11 protein-coding genes and 1 rRNA gene are annotated in these 19531 nt (G+C 50.2%); 11 read left to right on the forward strand and 1 reads right to left on the reverse strand.

The genetic code is table 11. The features are described from left to right. Window positions 1–12 precede the first annotated feature (12 nt). The 4 genes from uvrB (at window position 13) to M3194_RS12260 (ending at window position 6197) form a co-directional block, all read left to right on the forward strand. The gene (gene uvrB, locus M3194_RS12245; protein ID WP_397334304.1) at window positions 13–2016 is read left to right on the forward strand and encodes an excinuclease ABC subunit UvrB; all 2004 of its coding nucleotides are present in this window, start codon (window positions 13–15) and stop codon (window positions 2014–2016) included. Window positions 2017–2043: 27 nt separating this feature from the next. Next, window positions 2044–4932: an excinuclease ABC subunit UvrA gene (gene uvrA / locus M3194_RS12250; RefSeq protein WP_251654169.1), complete on the forward strand. Its 2889-nt coding sequence runs from the start codon at window positions 2044–2046 to the stop codon at window positions 4930–4932. A 244-nt stretch (window positions 4933–5176) separates the two neighbouring features. Beyond that, the gene (locus M3194_RS12255) at window positions 5177–5395 is read left to right on the forward strand and encodes a hypothetical protein (RefSeq protein WP_251654170.1); all 219 of its coding nucleotides are present in this window, start codon (window positions 5177–5179) and stop codon (window positions 5393–5395) included. Window positions 5396–5591: 196 nt separating this feature from the next. Next, window positions 5592–6197 carry a DUF2087 domain-containing protein gene (locus M3194_RS12260; RefSeq protein WP_251654171.1) on the forward strand — a complete coding sequence of 202 codons (606 nt, stop codon included), beginning with the start codon at window positions 5592–5594 and terminating at the stop codon, window positions 6195–6197. Between the two features lie 271 nt (window positions 6198–6468). Here M3194_RS12260 and M3194_RS12265 read toward each other — a convergent pair whose 3' ends face one another. Further along, window positions 6469–7437 carry a sugar phosphate isomerase/epimerase family protein gene (locus M3194_RS12265; RefSeq protein WP_251654173.1) on the reverse strand — a complete coding sequence of 323 codons (969 nt, stop codon included), beginning with the start codon at window positions 7435–7437 and terminating at the stop codon, window positions 6469–6471. Window positions 7438–7868: 431 nt separating this feature from the next. On the opposite strand from M3194_RS12265, the gene M3194_RS12270 reads away from it, so the two are divergent. The 7 genes from M3194_RS12270 to M3194_RS12300 all read left to right on the forward strand — a co-directional run. Beyond that, entirely contained in the window at window positions 7869–8984 is a 1116-nt protein-coding gene (locus M3194_RS12270; RefSeq protein WP_251654174.1) for a S1C family serine protease, read from the forward strand. 36 nt (window positions 8985–9020) lie between these two features. Beyond that, a complete protein-coding gene (locus M3194_RS12275) occupies window positions 9021–10925 on the forward strand; it encodes a copper amine oxidase N-terminal domain-containing protein (RefSeq protein ID WP_251654176.1) in 1905 nt (634 codons plus the stop codon). A 148-nt stretch (window positions 10926–11073) separates the two neighbouring features. After that, window positions 11074–13596: a U32 family peptidase gene (locus M3194_RS12280; protein WP_251654178.1), complete on the forward strand. Its 2523-nt coding sequence runs from the start codon at window positions 11074–11076 to the stop codon at window positions 13594–13596. A 13-nt stretch (window positions 13597–13609) separates the two neighbouring features. Further along, window positions 13610–14314, forward strand: a complete 705-nt coding sequence (pcrB, locus tag M3194_RS12285; protein ID WP_251654180.1) for a heptaprenylglyceryl phosphate synthase — start codon at window positions 13610–13612, stop codon at window positions 14312–14314. 202 nt (window positions 14315–14516) lie between these two features. Continuing rightward, window positions 14517–16874: a DNA helicase PcrA gene (pcrA, locus tag M3194_RS12290; protein ID WP_251654182.1), complete on the forward strand. Its 2358-nt coding sequence runs from the start codon at window positions 14517–14519 to the stop codon at window positions 16872–16874. Window positions 16875–16900: 26 nt separating this feature from the next. Beyond that, complete coding sequence (gene ligA, locus M3194_RS12295; protein ID WP_251654184.1) at window positions 16901–18934, forward strand: NAD-dependent DNA ligase LigA; 2034 nt, start codon at window positions 16901–16903, stop codon at window positions 18932–18934. A 383-nt stretch (window positions 18935–19317) separates the two neighbouring features. Continuing rightward, window positions 19318–19531: ribosomal RNA gene (locus M3194_RS12300) — 16S ribosomal RNA — on the forward strand; the annotation flags it as partial.

The raw sequence follows: 19531 nt of genomic DNA on the forward strand, positions 1-19531 counted from the left end.
GAAACGGGGTGGATGACGCAAATGAACGAGATTTCAGAGCAATTATTTCAATTAAAGTCCGATTACACGCCGCAGGGCGATCAGCCGGGAGCCATCAGAAAGCTTGTTGAAGGCGTGAGGAATGGCGAAGCCAAGCAGACCCTGCTTGGTGCGACAGGGACGGGCAAGACGTACACGATTGCCAATACAATAGCGCAGCTTAACCGGCCGACGCTGGTTATTGCTCATAACAAGACGCTCGCGGCACAGCTGTGCAGCGAGTTTAAGGAATTTTTCCCGGACAATGCAGTCAGTTATTTTGTCAGCTATTATGATTATTTTCAGCCTGAGGCTTATATTCCGTCTACAGACACCTATATTGAAAAGGATTCCAGCATTAATGATGAGATCGACAAGCTGCGCCACTCCGCGACCAGTTCTTTGTTTGAACGCCGGGACGTTATTATTGTAGCGAGTGTATCCTGCATTTACGGTCTCGGTTCGCCTTCCGAGTACGGCAGTCTGGTACTGTCGCTCCGGGTAGGCATGGAGAAATCCAGGGATACGATTCTTCATAAGCTTGTTGATATTCAGTACCAGCGCAACGACATTAACTTTATCCGCGGTACGTTCCGCGTCCGCGGTGATATCGTGGAGATTTTCCCGGTTGCCAATAATGAACGGGCGATCCGGGTCGAGCTGTTTGGCGATGAGATTGAACGGATTACGGAGATCGACGTGCTGACTGGCGAGATCGTAAGCGAACGCGATCATGTGGCTATATTTCCGGCGTCTCACTTCGTTACCCATGAAGAAACGATGAAGGTTGCGCTTGGCAATATTGAGCGCGAGCTGGAGGAACGCCTTGCGGAATTGCGGGAAGAAGGCAAGCTTCTGGAAGCGCAGCGTCTGGAGCAACGTACCCGTTATGATCTCGAGATGATGGCGGAGATGGGCTTCTGCTCCGGGATCGAGAACTACTCAGGACCTCTGACTTTCCGGGAACGCGGAGCTACGCCTTATACGCTTATGGATTATTTTCCGGAGGATATGCTGATCGTCATAGACGAATCCCATGTCACCCTGCCGCAGATTAGGGCTATGTACAATGGCGACCGCGCGCGGAAGGAAATGCTCGTTAATCACGGCTTCCGTCTGCCGTCCGCGCTGGATAACCGTCCGCTCCGCTTCGAGGAATTCGAGGAGAAATCCAAACAGCAGATTTATGTATCGGCTACACCGGGACCATATGAGCTGGAACACTGCCCAACTATGGTTGAGCAAATTATCCGTCCAACAGGCCTGCTTGATCCGATTATTGACGTACGTCCGACCAAAGGCCAGATTGATGACCTGTTAGTTGAGATTCGCGACCGGATTGCCAAGGATGAACGTGTCCTTGTCACCACGCTCACGAAGAAGATGGCCGAGGATCTGACGGATTATTTCAAAGAGATTGGCATTAAAGTGCGTTATTTGCACTCCGATATCAAGACCCTGGAACGGATTGCGATTCTTCGGGATTTGCGGCTTGGTACGTTCGATGTGCTGGTGGGTATTAACCTGCTGAGGGAAGGTCTCGATTTACCAGAGGTGTCGCTGGTTGCGATACTGGATGCCGATAAAGAAGGCTTCCTTCGCTCCGAACGCTCGCTGATCCAGACGATTGGCAGGGCCGCGCGTAATAGCGATGGCCGAGTAATCATGTACGGGGATAAAATCACCGACTCCATGGATAAGGCACTTAAGGAAACGGAGCGCCGCCGGACCATCCAGATCGCCTATAATGAACAGCATGGCGTTACGCCTCAGACAATCCGCAAGAAAGTACATGATGATATTAAGGCAACGAAAGTAGCGGAGGAGAAATCGGATTATTTGACTGGCGTTGGCACCGAGAAGATGTCGAAGAAGGATCGTCAGGCATTGCTGCAAAGGCTGGAAGCGGAGATGAAGAACGCGGCGAAGAATCTACAGTTCGAGAGAGCTGCAGAGCTGCGTGATGCTGTGCTTGAGCTGCGCGCGGAGCTGGGCTAGAGACAAGGAATGGGAGGAACGTAAGAAGTGGCTAGTGACAAGATTGTAATCAAAGGGGCAAGAGCCCACAATTTGAAAAATATCGACGTTACCATACCCCGTGACAAATTTGTCGTGCTGACGGGGCTAAGCGGCTCCGGCAAATCTTCGCTTGCCTTCGACACGATTTATGCCGAAGGCCAGCGCAGATATGTGGAGTCGTTATCCGCTTATGCCCGGCAGTTTCTCGGGCAGATGGAGAAGCCGGATGTTGATTCCATTGACGGCTTGTCTCCGGCTATCTCGATTGACCAGAAGACAACAAGCCGCAACCCGCGTTCGACGGTTGGCACGGTAACGGAGATTTACGATTATTTGCGTCTATTATATGCCCGGATCGGGAGACCTCACTGCCCCGATCACGGCATCGAAATTACTTCGCAGACGGTTGAACAAATGGTCGACCGGATTATGGAATACCCGGAGCGGACCAAGCTGCAAATCTTGGCACCTCTAGTCTCCGGGCGCAAAGGCGAGCATACAAAGCTGCTGGCGGATATCCAGAAGCAGGGCTACGTCCGGGTTCGGGTAAACGGCGAGCTGCGCGAGCTGAGCGAGAAGATTGAGCTGGAGAAGAACAAGAAGCATAACATCGAGGTTGTGATCGACCGGATTGTCGTTAAGGCGGATATTCAGGGCCGTTTGGCAGATTCGCTCGAGACCGCGCTGAAGCTGGCCGATGGCCGTGTTCTCGTTGATATTATCGATCAGGAGGAGCTGCTCTTCAGCTCCAATCTGGCTTGTCCGGAATGCGGCTTTAGCATTGAGGAGCTGGCTCCTCGCATGTTTTCTTTCAACAGCCCGTACGGTGCTTGTCCGGAATGCGACGGTCTTGGCGTGAAGATGATTGTGGACCCGGATCTGCTTGTCCCGGATGCAAGCAAAGCCATTAACGAAGGGGCATTTGAAGCATGGGCGGGAAGCACATCGAACTATTATCCGCAATTCCTTAGCGCGGTGTGTCAGCACTATCATATTCCGCAGGATGTACCGGTTTCGGAACTGACGGCGGATCAAATCAAGAAGCTAATGTACGGAACAGGCGGGGAGCGGGTACGGTTCCTCTACGAGAACGATTTTGGCCACCGGAAGGAAGCTTTTGTTCCCTTCGAGGGTATTGTGCATAACCTGGAGCGCCGCTATCGGGAGACCGCTTCGGAAGGCATTCGGGAATATATCGAAGCTTATATGAGTGCAAAGCCTTGCGGTACCTGCAAAGGACACCGTCTGAAGAAAGAAAGCCTGGCCGTAACGATTAATGCGAAGAATATCTCATTTGTTACATCTTTATCGATTGGCGAGGCTCAACGTTTCTTTGACTCTCTTGATTTGAACGAGAAGGAGCGTACGATTGGCCATCTGATCCTGAAAGAGATCAACAGCCGCCTGGGCTTCCTGGTTAACGTCGGCCTCGAATATTTGTCGATGAGCCGTGCCGCAGGCACGTTATCCGGCGGGGAAGCGCAGCGGATCCGTCTGGCTACGCAGATTGGCTCCAGCCTGATGGGCGTCCTGTATATATTGGACGAGCCGAGTATCGGACTTCATCAGCGCGATAATGACCGTCTTATTCAAACGCTGGAGCATATGCGCAACCTCGGCAATACGCTTATTGTCGTGGAGCATGATGAAGATACGATGCTGGCCGCGGACTATATTATTGATATTGGTCCGGGTGCAGGTATCCATGGCGGGAATGTAACAGCCGAGGGAACTCCGGAAGAAATTATGAAGGACGACAACTCGCTCACCGGCCAATACCTGAGCGGGAAGAAGTTTATTGAAGTTCCGCTGGATCGCCGCAAAACCGGTGATAAGTGGCTCGAAATCCGCGGCGCCAAGGAAAATAACCTGCGCGGCGTTAACGTGAAGATTCCGCTTGGCATCTTTACTGCGGTTACCGGCGTCTCCGGCTCCGGCAAATCTACGCTGGTCAACGAGATCTTGTACAAGACGCTTGCCCGCGATCTGAATAAGGCAAAGGTACGCCCAGGCGAATACAAGGAACTGCGCGGACTGGAGCATCTGGAGAAGGTTATTGATATTGACCAGTCTCCTATTGGCCGTACGCCTCGTTCGAACCCGGCTACTTATACGGGAGTATTTGACGATGTACGCGATCTATACTCTACGACTAATGAAGCTAAGGTTCGAGGCTACAAGAAGGGCCGCTTCAGCTTTAACGTGAAGGGCGGCCGCTGCGAGGCATGCAGGGGCGACGGAATTATTAAGATCGAGATGCACTTCCTGCCGGATGTTTATGTGCCATGCGAGATTTGCAAAGGCAAGCGTTACAACCGCGAGACATTGGAAGTGAAATATAAAGGCAAGAACATTTCCGAAGTACTGGAAATGACAATCGAGGATGGAACCAAATTCTTCGAGAATATTCCGCGTATTCACAGGAAGCTGCAGACGCTGCTCGATGTAGGTCTTGGTTATATGACTTTAGGTCAGCCTGCTACGACCCTGTCGGGCGGTGAAGCACAGCGGGTGAAGCTGGCTTCCGAGTTGTATCGCCGAAGCACGGGCAAGACGCTGTATATCCTCGATGAGCCGACTACGGGGCTTCATGTTGACGATATTGACCGTCTGCTTACCGTACTGCACCGTTTAGTTGATTCCGGAGAATCGGTACTTGTTATCGAGCATAATCTGGATGTGATCAAGACTGCCGATTATTTGATCGATCTTGGGCCGGAAGGCGGCAATGGCGGGGGTACCATCGTGGCATCAGGAGCACCGGAAGATGTCGTGAAGGTTTCTGGCTCTTATACCGGCAAGTATCTGAAGCCGATTATGGAGCGCGACCGTGAACGCACGGTGGCTAAGCAACGTACAGCAGAGGAAAGTGTCGCTGCGGGAGCTGTGGATTAAATAAGAAGGCGGAGACTCTCCTTAGCGTTAATGAGGAGAGTCTCTTTTTGCATGTTTAGTTATAAATGTGGGAAGAGATGGACAAATTAACTTGCAGAGTATATAAAATGACAATGATTTTAAGTGCAAATGTGGGAAAAGGTGACAAAGTTGTTACGAAATCTGAATCGGACTTGCATCATTTGCCACTTGAAGATAACATAGAGGTAATATAGGCTACGTGCGAATAAAAGGGGGTCACTCGATGTTTTTGGCAGCAGAAGAAGCAGCACAATCGACCAGCAACATCAATACTTTTGACTGGTTTATGCTTGCATTTACCATTTTGATCTTGATTGGCTTTGTACGTTTATTAAAAGCTCGTCCTAAGAAAAACGTGTTTGCGATCGGATTCACCGCCGTATCGTTGCTTTTGTTTCTTTACATTGATTTCATTATGATCTTTAAAGTTTGGATGGCATAAATACATAAAAGCCTGCCGGCTCTGCGGCAGGCTTTATTAATAGACAAAACGCCGGTCTGTTCGTCTGAAAAGATGAAATGGGCAGGCGTTTTTTGTTTGCCGATTGACATTCAATAATGCTTCCTTTATTGTCTTATTTAACAGTCATCTAATTAGATATTCATTAAATTAGTTTGTCGAAGGAGAGAGAAGCTTTATGCAATTAGATAAGGTTGTAAACTACCATAAGGCTTTGGCTGACCCGACGCGTATACGGCTTCTTATCTTGCTGGCGGACGGAGAGATGAACGGTCAGGTATTGGCAGAGAAGCTTGGAGTCACTCCGGCCACGGTGACTCATCATGCGGCAAAGCTTCGTGAAGCGAGCTTGATTAATGAGCGGAGAGAGAAGAACACCATTTATTTCTCGCTGAATGATTACTTCATCAAAGGCGGGGCTAATGCAGCCGCAAACCTGATCTACAGGCAAACTAACCAGAAAGGAGAGGAAGAGCAAGTGAGCGAGGAATTAGAGCGTATGAAGCAGTCCGTGATTAAGAATTTCTTTACCGCGTCAGGTGAACTGAAGTCAATACCGGCACAACTCAAGAAGAAGCTTATCGTACTTGAGTATATGGTCTCCAAGCTGGAGAAGGGCCGTAAATACACGGAAAAGGAACTAAACGAGTTCATTAAAGGCTTCCATCAGGATTTCGCGACGATCCGGCGTGAATTTATCATGCATCAATTTATGTTCCGCGAAAACGAAATCTACGAGCTTAACCCTCAGGAGATGTGGGCGAAATGGGAGACATTGTCCTAATCTTTGCCTTTATCTTTATCGCATGTAAAAACAGCCTGCCCGGAATAAGCCGGGCAGGCTGTTTTTATTCCTCTATCATTAATTCATTTGTTTGGTCTTTGTGGTAAATGAGCGGAGCGAAAGTATGTTTCTGGAGAAACGGAGTGTTCGCCTTTGGCTGAAGATTTCAACCGCTGAGCGGCTAATTCAAAGAAATCATCGGCCAACAGCGATCGGAAGAAACATACTTTTGCGCAGCGATTGCTTTTACCGCATCAACCAACCCATCGAATTATACCCACCACATATCGCCAACAGGCTCTTTAATCAGAACTTGCTGGAGGTTTTGAACAGCTTTGGAGAAGCCTTCTTCAACGGACATCAGGCCGTCTTCATGCTCGATGCTGACAACATAGTCGTAGCCAACAAGACGAAGCGTGCTGATGATGTCGGCCCAAGTTTTCAGGTCGTGGCCAAAGCCAACGGAACGGAACTGCCAAGCGCGGTCCAGCATCAGAGTGTAGGACTGCATGTCAGTCACGCCGTGTTTATTCACGTTATTGAAGTCAATGGATGTATCTTTCGCATGGAAGTGATGGATCGCATTTTCGCGGCCCAGGATTTTGATTGCTTCAACAGGATCGATTCCTTGCCACCACATATGGGATGGATCAAGGTTAGCGCCAATCGCATTACCAGCAGCTTCACGAAGGCGAAGCAGGGTAGCAGGCGTGTGAACGGAGAAGCCGCCATGCAGCTCAAGACCGATTTTTACGCCGCTTTGTTCAGCGATACCGCCGATCTCAGACCAATATGGGATAACTTTTTTCTCCCATTGCCATGCCAGGATTTCTTGGAAATCGTTTGGCCAAGGAGCAACCGGCCAGTTCGGATATTTAGCATCCTCATGATCGCCAGGGCAGCCGGAGAATGTATTTACAACTGGAACCTCAAGGCGGTTAGCCAGCTCGATTGTTTTACGGATTGTAGCGTCATCTGCGCTGGAGATTGCTTTTTGCGGGTGAAGCGGATTGGCGTGGCAGCTAAGTGCGCTGATAATCAATCCGCGCGATTCTACCGCATGTTTAAACGCTTTCAATTTGCCTGCGTCAGCAAGCAAGGTGTCAGGGTCGCAATGTGCGTTGCCCGGATAACCGCCAGTTCCAAGCTCTACCGCTTCCAGACCTTTGGCAGCGATATAGTCGAGTGCTTCTTCAAAAGGTTTTTGCGAGAAAAGTACGGCAAATACGCCTAATTTCATTAATTTGACCTCCTAGGGTTTGGTTGTCCCTATTATAGCATTCTAGTTAAGCGGATATCTAATAATTACGAAAGAAAAACCAAAATCGCATATAAACAAAACAATTCAAATGAAAGCACTCTACTCATGCGACAAGATTATACATTTTAATGACAAAAGAGCTTGAAAATCGTCTAAATTCGCTACTATAAACAGATCTATCAAACTATAATAACGTCATTTGTAATTGCAGCCCGTCTTTCTAATTGTCGTTTTATTGGATTCATCTTAATAAAAAACAAAGAGGTTAATTCCGCTTGAACCTTTACCTAATATTTAGGATTAAATTATGTAGATTCTTCTTGTTGTATAGTACTTTGGCATGATACATTTAGAACGTGTTTCCTATAAATGGGATTCTCGTTTTTGATTGGATCTGGGAGAGTGATAGAGTGAAACGTAATATGCTTCGCGCAGGAGCCATCGTCCTGGCGGGAGGACTGTTGGTAACCGGTTCAGCGTTTGCGGCGGGAACGGCAGCAAGTCCCGGAACAATGAAAATGAACGCGACCAAGATTAACGGAGAAGTTTATGTAAAGGCATCATCGCTGACCAGTACTTTGGGAGGTACGGGGACGTATGACGCATCATCCAAGACCTACTCTTATACTCCGCCAGCAGATGTACCATCCGTTGTTAGCAAAGTATCGCCTTCCGTTGTAGGAATTATAGGCAAGCCAGCGGATGGGGGCGACCAGCGTTATGTTTTAGCTCATGGGACAGGCGTTATTATGAAGGCCGATGGTTGGATTTTAACCAATGCCCATGTCGTGAAGGACATGACCAACATTACTGTCGTAACGGCAGACGGTAAGCAGTACAGCGGGAAAAGAAGCAACGTCGACGAAGTAAGCGATCTTGCCCTTGTGAAAATCAACGCAACCAAGCTGCCGGTTGCCAAATTTGCCGCGTCACCGCTGCAAGCCAAAGTTGGCGAGACGGTTATCGCAATCGGGACGCCAGTGTCCTTCTCGCTTCGTAACACAGCTACAACGGGCGTGCTTAGCGGGATGAACCGCTCGGTATCCTCCTTCTACCGACTGTTGCAGACAGATGCAGCGATTAACCCCGGAAACAGCGGCGGCCCTCTTGTGAATATGAAAGGTGAAGTTATCGGCATTAATTCCATGAAGTTTGTGGATGAAGGCATCGATAATATTGGCTTTTCCATTCCGATTGATACCGTTTCTTACGTGACGGGTCATTTCTTCAAATACGGTACTGTGAAGCGTTCCTCCCTTGGCATTGGCCTGGAAGAGAGCTACGCGGCGATTGTTGGTCTGCCGACAGACGACGGTTTAACAGTGACCTCTGTAAAATCGGAATCTGCCAAGAAGCTGGGTATTCAGGTAGGGGATGTCCTGTATTCCGTTGCGGGAAAACAGATTTCTTCTATTGTTGAATTGAACGAGCTTTTGAAATCGTATTTACCTGGCCAGCAGATTGAGATCACGATGATGATTGACGGCGATTTGGTTACCCGTAAACTAACGCTGACTACGGCTTAATAAGATTATTCATTTATAATAGGGAGAGTAGAGAGAATGAAGATGAAACAATTTATGCTCATGCTGTTAGCGGTACTGCTGGTTGCAACCATTGTGCCGGCTGCGGCTTTTGCGGCAGATTCGACGAGTGGAGCAGTAGAAATCCGACTCAAGACGAACAGCTCGACGGTTAAGATTAACGGCAAACCATCGACGGTACAGGCTCCTTTCGAAAAAAGCGGAACAACCATGGTACCGCTCAGCGTAATTACGAAAGCTTTTGGCGCAAAGCTGAAGCTGCAAGACAACAAAATTATTACCCTTACTTATAACGATAAGACCGTAGTCGTAACGATTGGCAGCAAAACCGTAAAAGTAAACGGTAAAGCTCAAACCGTTGCTGTTGCGCCGGTTGTTGTTAAAGGCACTACGATGGTTCCGGTACGTGTCATTGTAGAGACCTTTGGCGCAAAAATCGGTAAAGATAAAAAGACAAACGAAATCGTAATCACCGGTACTCTTGCTCAATCGGGCAGCAGTAATTCGGGCGGTGGTTCGAATGGTCTGGATCCTGACTATGGCAAAACCAAGTTTGGCGACAGCTATCTGGGCTGGACCATGAACTATCCGCCAGGGCTTGCGTTGGTTGCTCAGAGCGATGACGGTACCTATGCGGAGTGGGGCAGCACAACTAGCAAATCAAGCGTAATCGTATCGACTGAACATGTATCTGATGTCCTGACAAGCAATGAGATCCGCGATAAAATTTCCGTGGATTGGATCCTCAGCGATGAAGTAGTTGTCGACAAACGCGCAATTACAGTTAACGGCCAGAGCTTTGAGAAAATGGTGACAAGATCCACAAAACAAGGACTGCTGTTCGAATACCGCGCAACACAACAAGGTGAAACCTTCTATTTGGTTATGGTTGGCGTGGTTGGAACAGAGAAGTCGGCTCTTGATCCGTACCAATCCTTGCTCGACAGTTTTGTTACTTCCTTCAATAAAGCGGATAACACGATTAAAGATATTACAAAAGTAAAAGACGGCCTTATGTCTATCAATAATAAAGAGTTTGGCCTTTCCCTTAAGCTGCCTGCAGGCTGGTATGGCGTTAAAGACAGCACAACCCCTCTGTATGTAAGCGAAGACGGCATTTTCTCCTTTACAATCTCTTCCCTGCAATCGGGAGATACAGTGGATCAATGGCTTACTCGCATGCAACAGCAGCTCCACGACGATTTCCTGCCTAATTATATTAAAAATGAAAAAGTCTCTTCCATTGCTTTGAAAGACGGCAATGCGCAAGTTTTGACCTATGATTACAGCTACGATATGAAAAATTGGGTAACCGTTAATGAAGTTTACCTGGTTGTAGGCAACTACCGTTATTCTATTCACTTCACTTATGATACGAGCCTTGGCGCCAAAGGCGATGCGTTGTTTAAGTCTACGATGGGCACGGTAGACATCGACACGGCTTATATTGAAAAAAATTACGGTCAAATCGAAGATCAGTACGATAACATCGACCGTACGCAAGTTAAAACGAAAACCAGCAGCAAATATGGCTATTCCGTCGATCTTCCGTCTCACTGGCTAGGTGTCGACACCGACTTCAACCAAGAGCAAGTGACCTATGTTGGCGACTATGGCAGCTTGATTATTCAAGCTTATGAAGATGTTGATGCTGCTACTGCAAACAGAGCCGTTCAGCAAGGACTGCAAAAAGAAGGAATAACGGTCTCCGATACTTCCTCCATCACGGTGGGCAACTCGACAGTTGGCAAAATTACCATTCATGATGTAGCGGATTCCGGAGTGCCGATTACACAAGTTTTATATTTTGTTCAAAGCAAAGGCAATACGCTGTTGTTCGTCTTCACCATTAATGATTCCAACGCAACAACCAGCGCTTTGAACGGCTTTGACAAGATCGTTCAATCCATCAAGATCCAATAATAGCAACGCAAAGTTAATACAAGAGCCGGTTCTCGCCCAAGAGAATCGGCTTCTTTTCTCTTCCCTGCCAGTATTGGGTGGTGGCATCTGATGCCGCGGTTTGTTAAACTAGCAATAGCAGGTTTACAAATGGAGGAATGAATGTCGAATGACGATTAATATAAAGCGAGAGGATATCGAGCTGCTGGCTCCTGCCGGCGACTGGGATTGCATGCGCGCAGCAGTGGCCAACGGCGCGGATGCCATTTTTTTTGGCGTAGAGAAGTTTAATGCCCGTGCCCGCGCGAACAACTTCCGGAGCGAAGAGCTGCCGGAGATTATGGCGTTTCTTCATACTTACGGAGTGAAAGGTTTTCTGACCTTCAACATTCTCGTATTCGAAGACGAGCTTCGCGACGCGAAGCAATTAATAGAGATGTGCATCAATGCAGGCGTGGATGCGGTAATCGTGCAGGACTTGGGTCTTGTGAAAATGATCCGCGAACTATCCCCCGACTTCCCGATTCACGGCTCCACTCAAATGACGATTACATCGCCGGAAGCGGTAGAGTTCACGAAGCCTTTTGGCATGGAACGCGTCGTGCTTGGCCGTGAAAATAATCTGAAGCAAATTCAGAAGATTGGCGAGCAGGCGAAGCTTCCGATGGAAGTATTCGTTCATGGCGCGCTTTGTGTCTCTTATTCCGGCCAATGCTTGACCTCGGAAATGTGGGGAGGCCGCTCCGCGAATCGCGGCGAGTGCGCGCAGGCATGCCGTCTTCCTTATGATCTGATGGTAGATGGCGAGCATCAGCCGATGGGCGACGTGACTTACTTATTATCTCCGAAAGATCTGGCAGCAATCGATCTGATTCCGGAATTAATTCAAGCTGGCGTCACTTCCTTCAAGATTGAAGGCCGCCTGAAAAGCCCTGAGTATGTCGCTAACGTTGTTAGCAAATACCGCCGCGCGATTGACAGCTATTTTGCCGGTGATTTGACCGGTCCTTCGAAGGAAGAAGTCCGCGAGCTGCAGCAAAGCTTCTCCCGCGGCTTTACGCATGGCTTCCTGACAGGAACGAACAACAAACAGCTGGTTGACGGAACGTTTCCGAAAAGCCGCGGCGTCTATCTTGGACGTGTAGAACGTATTCTGCGCGATGCGGTAACGATCCGCCTGGAAGCTCCGCTGAAACGCGGCGACGGTATCGTGTTTGATGCCGGGGATCCAACGAAGAAGGAAGAAGGCGGTCGTGTCTACGACCTGCGCCGTCATGGCCAGAAGATCGAAGGCGAAGCGCAAGAGGGTACCCTTCTTGAGCTGGTTGCCGGACGCAATGACGTAGACCTACGCAAAGTCCATGTCGGAGATAAGATCTGGAAGACCAATGACCCTGCACTCGACAAGCGTCTTCGCGCTACGTTCGAGACCGAGAAGCCATACCGCGTATTCCCGCTGCATCTGAAAGTAACGGGTGTTGTTGGCGAACCGCTTCGTACCTGGTGGACCGATGTCCAAAAAGGAGTCACCGTTGCGGTTGAATCCGAGCTTATGCTGGAGCAGGCTAACAAACGTCCGATGGACGCTGCGCTGCTTGAAGACCAGCTTGGCCGTCTTGGCGGCTCGCTATACCAGCTTGACCACCTTGAGGTTGCGCTTGAAGGCGACCTTATTGTGCCCGTGCGCGAATTGAACCGGATGCGCCGCGAAGCCGTGGAGAAATTGAGCGGCGAGCGTCCGAAACCGCCTATTTATGTGAAGCATATGATTGATCCTTTGGCTGATGCGCCAAACGCTGCTGCAGCCAAAACATCCAAGCAGCAGGTATCTAATCCGAGGCTGACGGCTCTTTGCCGTAACCTGGAGCAAGTTGAAGCAGCTGTTCAAATGGATGTTGAGATGATCTATGCCGATTTTGAATTTATTAAGCAGTTCCCTGCCGCTATTGAAGTAGCGCGCCGCGCGGGCAAGCCGATTGCGCTGGCTACGCCGCGTATTCATATGCCGGGAGAGAACGGCTACCATGCGAATATATTGAAGCTTCAGCCGGATGCCGTGCTTGTCCGCAATACCGGTGCTTTGTACTATTACCTGCGTGCACGCGCGGAGAATCCGGGCAAGCCGTTCCCGAAACTGATCGGGGACTTCTCGCTTAACGTGGCTAATCATAAAGCCGTTGAAGTATTTGCGGATACAGGTCTTGATCTCATTACCCCGTCCTATGACCTGAACATTCAGCAAATGGTGGATATGCTCGAGCAATCCGACACTTCCCGCCTGGAGGTTGTTATTCAGCAGCATCTGCCGATGTTCCATACGGAGCATTGCGTGTACTGTACCTTCATGAGCGAAGGAACGGACTTTACGAACTGCGGACGCCCTTGCGAGGATCACCGCGCATCGCTGCAGGACCGTATCGGCATGTCCCATCCGGTTCGCGTAGACGAAGGCTGCCGCAATACGGTGTATAACGCGATCGAGCAGTCGGGCGCCGAGTACATCCGCAACTTCATGGAGCTGGGCGTGCCTTCTTACCGCGTTGAGTTTCTGGAAGAAACACCGGATAAAGTACGTGAAGTGCTTGGTTTGTACCGGGACGCGCTGGATGGCCGAATTACAGGCACGAAAGTATGGAAAACGTTAAAAGCAACGAACCAGCTCGGCGTAACACGCGGGCAGCTCGTGAAATAAGGAGAGCCATCGCATGAGTGGAGCATGGTACAGCGGTTGGAGACATGTGTTCAAATTAGATCCGGAGAAGGAAATCTCGGATGATGCGTTAGATGCCATCTGTATGTCCGGAACCGATGCGATCATTGTTGGCGGCTCCAGCGGCGTTACGTTTGAAAATACGGTTGATCTCATGGCGCGCATTCGCCGCTATGAGGTTGACTGTGCCCTAGAGGTTTCTACCCTGGACGGAGCGGTACCCGGATTTGACGGCTATTTCGTCCCGATTGTCCTGAACACGGACAAAGCCGAATGGATTATTGGCCGTCAGATTGAAGGACTGAAGGAATACGGATCGTTTGTGCCATGGGAGGAGACCGCTTCGCAGGGCTACATTATTCTCAACAGCGAAGCTACTGCTGCCGTAGTCACGGGTGCCGATACAGAGCTGGACGAGACGGCTTTGGTGGCCCATGTGCGAATGGGGGCGAGGCTGATGCATCTCCCGGTTATTTATATCGAGTACAGCGGACGATTTGGCGATATGCTGCTGGTCAAGGCAGCGAAGGAAGCGGCTCAGGGAGCGCAGCTCTTTTACGGCGGAGGCATTCATAACGCGGATACCGCGGCGCAGGCTGCCGAGTATGCCGATACCATTGTGGTGGGGAATGTCATTTACAACGACCTGGAAGCAGCTTTGTCCACGGTTAAGGCGGTCCGCGCCGCTGTTCGGGGATGAATGGGCAAAGCTTGCGGGAGCAGGCCGAAGCCAAAGGTTTTCACTAAGAAGTCAGTCAGCGAGAGAGCTATTCCGAGAGCGTAATAACGAGCTTTAGGAATAGCTTTTTATTTGCAAATTGACACAATACGGGCCGTTGTCTACACTATCAGTAAGAAGCGAACACTAATGCGAACAGAACTTATAATTAAGGAGTACATGTATGTTTAATCCGATAAATATTGATCAAGCCGTACAGAAGCTGAATCCTCCGCAGCAGGAGGCCGTTCAGGCAACGGATGGACCTTTGCTTATCATGGCGGGAGCGGGAAGCGGCAAGACCCGGGTACTGACCCATCGTATTGCTTATTTAATCGAGAAGAAGCGGGTTGCCCCCTGGAGCATTCTGGCCATTACGTTTACCAACAAAGCAGCCCGCGAGATGCAGGCGAGGGTTGCGGCGCTGATTGGACCTTCCGGACAGGACATTTGGGTTTCTACCTTCCACTCCATGTGCGTGCGGATTCTCCGCAGAGACATTGACCGGATCGGCTTTACGTCCAATTTCTCGATCCTCGATTCCGCCGACCAGCTGTCGGTTATCCGTAACTGCATGAAGGAACTCAATATCGATGTGAAAAAGTTTGAGCCGAAGGCTGTCCAGGCTGAAATCAGCGGAGCGAAAAATGAGCTGATTACTCCCGAGCGTTATGAACAGAAGACCGGCGACTATTTTACCGATATTGTGGCGAAAGTATTTAAGATGTATCAGAAGCGGTTGAAAAGCAATAACTCGCTGGACTTCGACGACCTGATCATGACAACGATCGAGCTGTTTAAGGAAATGCCGGAAGTGCTGGAGTTCTACCAGAACAAGTTCCGCTTTATCCATGTAGATGAGTATCAGGATACGAACCGCGCGCAATATATGCTTTGCCGCATGCTGGCCGATAAGCATCATAATATTTGCGTAGTGGGCGACAGCGACCAATCGATCTACCGCTGGCGTGGAGCGGACATTACGAACATCCTGAACTTTGAAGATGACTATCCGGAAGCCCGGACCATCATGCTCGAGCAGAACTACCGTTCCAGCGCGAACATTCTGGAAGCGGCGAATGCCGTGATCAAGCTGAACACGGGCCGCAAGCCGAAGAAGCTGTGGACGGACCAGGGAGAAGGCGACCCGATCACTCTGTATCAGGCGGATTCCGAGCATGATGAAGGGTATTTCGTAACCGGCACGATCGGGAAAAATGTGAAAAACGGCAGCAGATACGATGACCATGCGATACTGTACCGGACCAACGCCCAGTCCCGGGTAATCGAGGAAATTCTGATCAAGTCGGATATTCCTTATCAGATCGTCGGCGGCATCAAGTTCTATGACCGCAAAGAGATTAAGGATCTTCTCGCTTATTTGAGACTCGTTTCGAACCCGGACGATGATATCAGCTTGCAGCGGATCATCAACGTGCCGAAGCGGGGGATTGGCGATACAACGGTAGCGAAGCTTGCGGAAGAAGCCGTCCGTCAGGGGACATCCATCTTTAATGTGCTTGGTAACTTACAGGGCATTGATCTGAACGCCCGCGCGCAAGGTCTGCTGCACGAATTCCGGGATATGATCGATAATTTGACGCAGATGGTCGATTATCTGTCCGTAACCGAGCTGACGGAGAAAGTGTTGGAAATGTCGCAATATCGCATTGAATTGCAACGCGAGAAGACGCTTGAATCAACGGCCCGCCTCGAGAACATCGATGAGTTCTTGTCCGTTACGATGGACTTCGAGAAGCGTAACGAAGACAAGACCCTGGTCGCTTTCCTGACGGATCTTGCGCTTATTGCGGATATTGATTCCATGGACAAAGACGATGACGGCAAGCCGGCCGACAATAACGCGGTTGTTCTTATGACCATGCATAGTGCTAAAGGTTTGGAGTTCCCTGTAGTCTTTATTATCGGGATGGAGGAGAGCATCTTCCCGCACAGCCGTGCGCTTAACGACAATGAAGAGCTGGAAGAAGAACGCCGTCTTGCTTACGTAGGGATTACCCGCGCTGAGAAGCAGCTCTACCTGACTTGTGCGCGCAGCCGGACTCTCTTCGGCCGCATCAGCGCCAACCAGCCTTCTCGCTTCCTGCAGGAAGTGCCGGACAACGTGAAGGCACTGGCTTCGCCGGGCGGAGCAATCGGCCGCTCCGGCAGCTTTGGCGGCGGAAGCCGCGCAAGCTTTGGCAGCAGCAGCGGCAACGCTGGCTTTGGCGCAGGGCGTGCGCCATCATTCGGCGCACCAAGCGCTGGAGCGCGCACCTCTGGCCCTTCGGGGGCGGGAGTGCGGGTGAGCACGCCGCTTGACGCAGCGGCGAAAGCGGCAACGCAAGCCGGATCCGCAGCGGGTAATGCCGCGGATCGGAACTTCGTTGCCGGCGACAGAGTCGCGCATGGCAAGTGGGGTGAAGGCGTGATCGTTTCCGTTAAGGGGACGGGAAACGATATGGAACTGCAAATTGCTTTCCCTGCGCCGGTTGGCGTCAAACGGCTTCTGGCCGGATTTGCACCAATTACGAAAGTCTAAATGGAATGGAAGGATGGGACCCTCCCATGGAGAATCAGACGGCTACGCCTGAGCAATTGACCCGCATGCAGGAGCTGGCGGCGGAAATTTCCGCCCATAATTATTCGTATTACACGCTTGACCAGCCTTCTATTAATGACGCGGATTACGACAAGCTGTACGATGAACTGGTGGCGCTGGAGGCGGCCACCGGCGTTGTGCTGCCGGATTCCCCTACGCAGCGCGTAGGCGGGGAGCTCCTTAAGGGCTTTGAGCCCCATCGCCATCGGGCTCGCTTATGGAGTCTCGACAAGGCGCAGGATACCGAAGATCTGCTGGCATGGAATCAACGCGTCCTCAAAGGGATTAATGACTATAATGCAAAGCATCCGGAAGAGGAGCCTCTTCCGCAGCCGAGTTATGTGATTGAGCTGAAGTTTGACGGTTTGACGCTCAATCTGACTTATGAGAACGGTCAGCTTATTCAAGCTTCTACACGCGGTAACGGTACAGTAGGCGAGGGCATTCTGGCGCAGGTGCGCACTATCCGTTCCGTACCGCTTACCATACCGTTCAAGGACGGAATCATTGAAGTACAGGGCGAAGGGATCATGAACCTGTCCGTTCTGGAGCGTTATAACCAGACAGCGGCAGAGCCGCTCAAGAATGCGCGTAATGCAGCTGCCGGGGCGCTCCGTAACCTTAATCCGAAAGTAACCGCGGAAAGAAAGCTGAATGCCTTCTTTTACAACGTTGGATTTGCGGAAGGCATCTCATTTACGACCCATTCCGAAATGCAGCAATTCTTGAAGGATAACTTGTTTAAAGTTAACCCCTACGCATCTTACTTCGAAACCATTGAAGAAGTGCAGGAGGAATTGCTCCGGATAGTTGAGAAGCGGCTGGACCTTGACTTCCTGATTGATGGCGCTGTTGTGAAGCTTACGGACATACGCACACGGGAAGCTCTGGGCTATACCGATAAATTCCCGCGCTGGGCGGTAGCTTTCAAGTTTGAAGCCGAAGAGGCGGCAACCGTGCTGGAGTCTGTTTCTTGGGAGGTTGGCCGTACAGGCAAAATCACGCCGGTAGCGCGGGTTGAAGCCGTCGAGCTGGCTGGCGTTACGGTTCAGAACTGCACGCTCAACAATATCGGTGATATTGAGCGGAAGAACCTGAAGTTTGCCCTGGGCACGCTTGTTTCGATCCGACGTTCGAATGATGTTATTCCCGAAATACTAGGGAAAGTGGATGAGGAGCCGGGCCAGGAGATCGTTTATCCAGCGGTATGTCCGGCATGCGGAACGGAGCTCGAGCAGCGCGGCGCCCATCTATTCTGTAATAACAAGCTTGGGTGCCGTCCGCAAATTATAGGACGGATCACCCATTTCGCATCCCGCGATGCGATGGATATTGAAGCTTTCAGCATAATGACGGCTGAGCAGCTGTATGCGGACTGCGATGTCCATGATCCGGCCGATCTCTATGCACTCGGCTATGATGACTTGATTAAGCTTGATCGATTCGGCGACAAAAAAGCCCGCAAGCTTCTTGATGCTATCGAGAAATCCAAAGACCGTGATTTGGCGGCCTTCCTCTTCGCTCTGGGCATCCCGAATACGGGCAAAGCTACGACCAAAATGCTAGCCGATCACTACGGCAGCCTGGATGGCGTTATGTCTGCCACTGCAGATGAGCTTGTAGGACTTCAAGATGTAGGTGCTATCGTTGCGGACAGCATCGTAAACTATTTTGCCGATCCGATCATTGCCGCAAGTATTGCTCGTATGCGCGAGCTTGGCGTGAAAGCGGAGGCGGAGCAGCCGGCAGTCGTTCGGCAGGACAGCATCTTCAGCGGCAAGACGGTTGTATTAACGGGTACACTGTCGAAAATGTCGCGGGATGAAGCGGCCAAGAAGCTCGAAGCGTTCGGAGCTAAAGTTTCGGGCAGCGTCTCGAAGAAAACGGACTTCGTTATTGCTGGCGAGAGCGCGGGAAGCAAGCTGACCAAAGCGCGTGATCTCGGAATTACCGTCATTGAGGATGAAGACGAGTTGCTTCGTTTGTTAGGAGAAGTATAGGTTATTGCCGATCCGCAGGTCGTGAAACAGGGCCTGCGGCTTTTTATTTATGTCAGAGAAGATTAATGTCATTTATTACAAGTTGTATTTCAAATTTAGACATGATATATTATCTCTTGTCGCTTCGGAAGACACGGCATCAACAACCGAAACACATTGAGGCTTTTGAAATAATGTGAAACAAGCTGTTGACAAAGAGTTGAGAAGCTGATAACATAACATCTTGTCACCACGACAAATTGTGACAAACAAGTTCCTTGAAAACTGAACAAATGAATCACGTCGATTCAAACAAGTTTTAAATAGCTAGTAAAGTTTGAGCAAGTCAAACAAAACCAAGGAGTTTTCGAGGATCGGTATCCATCGATCAAGGAAAACACCATTTCATGGAGAGTTTGATCCTGGCTCAGGACGAACGCTGGCGGCGTGCCTAATACATGCAAGTCGAGCGGATCTTGTCCTTCGGGATGAGGTTAGCGGCGGACGGGTGAGTAACACGTGGGTAACCTGCCCATAAGACTGGGATAACATTCGGAAACGAATGCTAATACCGGATACGCGAATTGGTCGCATGGCCGAATCGGGAAAGGCGGAGCA

Origin of the sequence: Paenibacillus glycanilyticus, from assembly GCF_023715145.1 — a bacterium.
GTDB classification, from domain to species: domain Bacteria; phylum Bacillota; class Bacilli; order Paenibacillales; family Paenibacillaceae; genus Pristimantibacillus; species Pristimantibacillus glycanilyticus_A.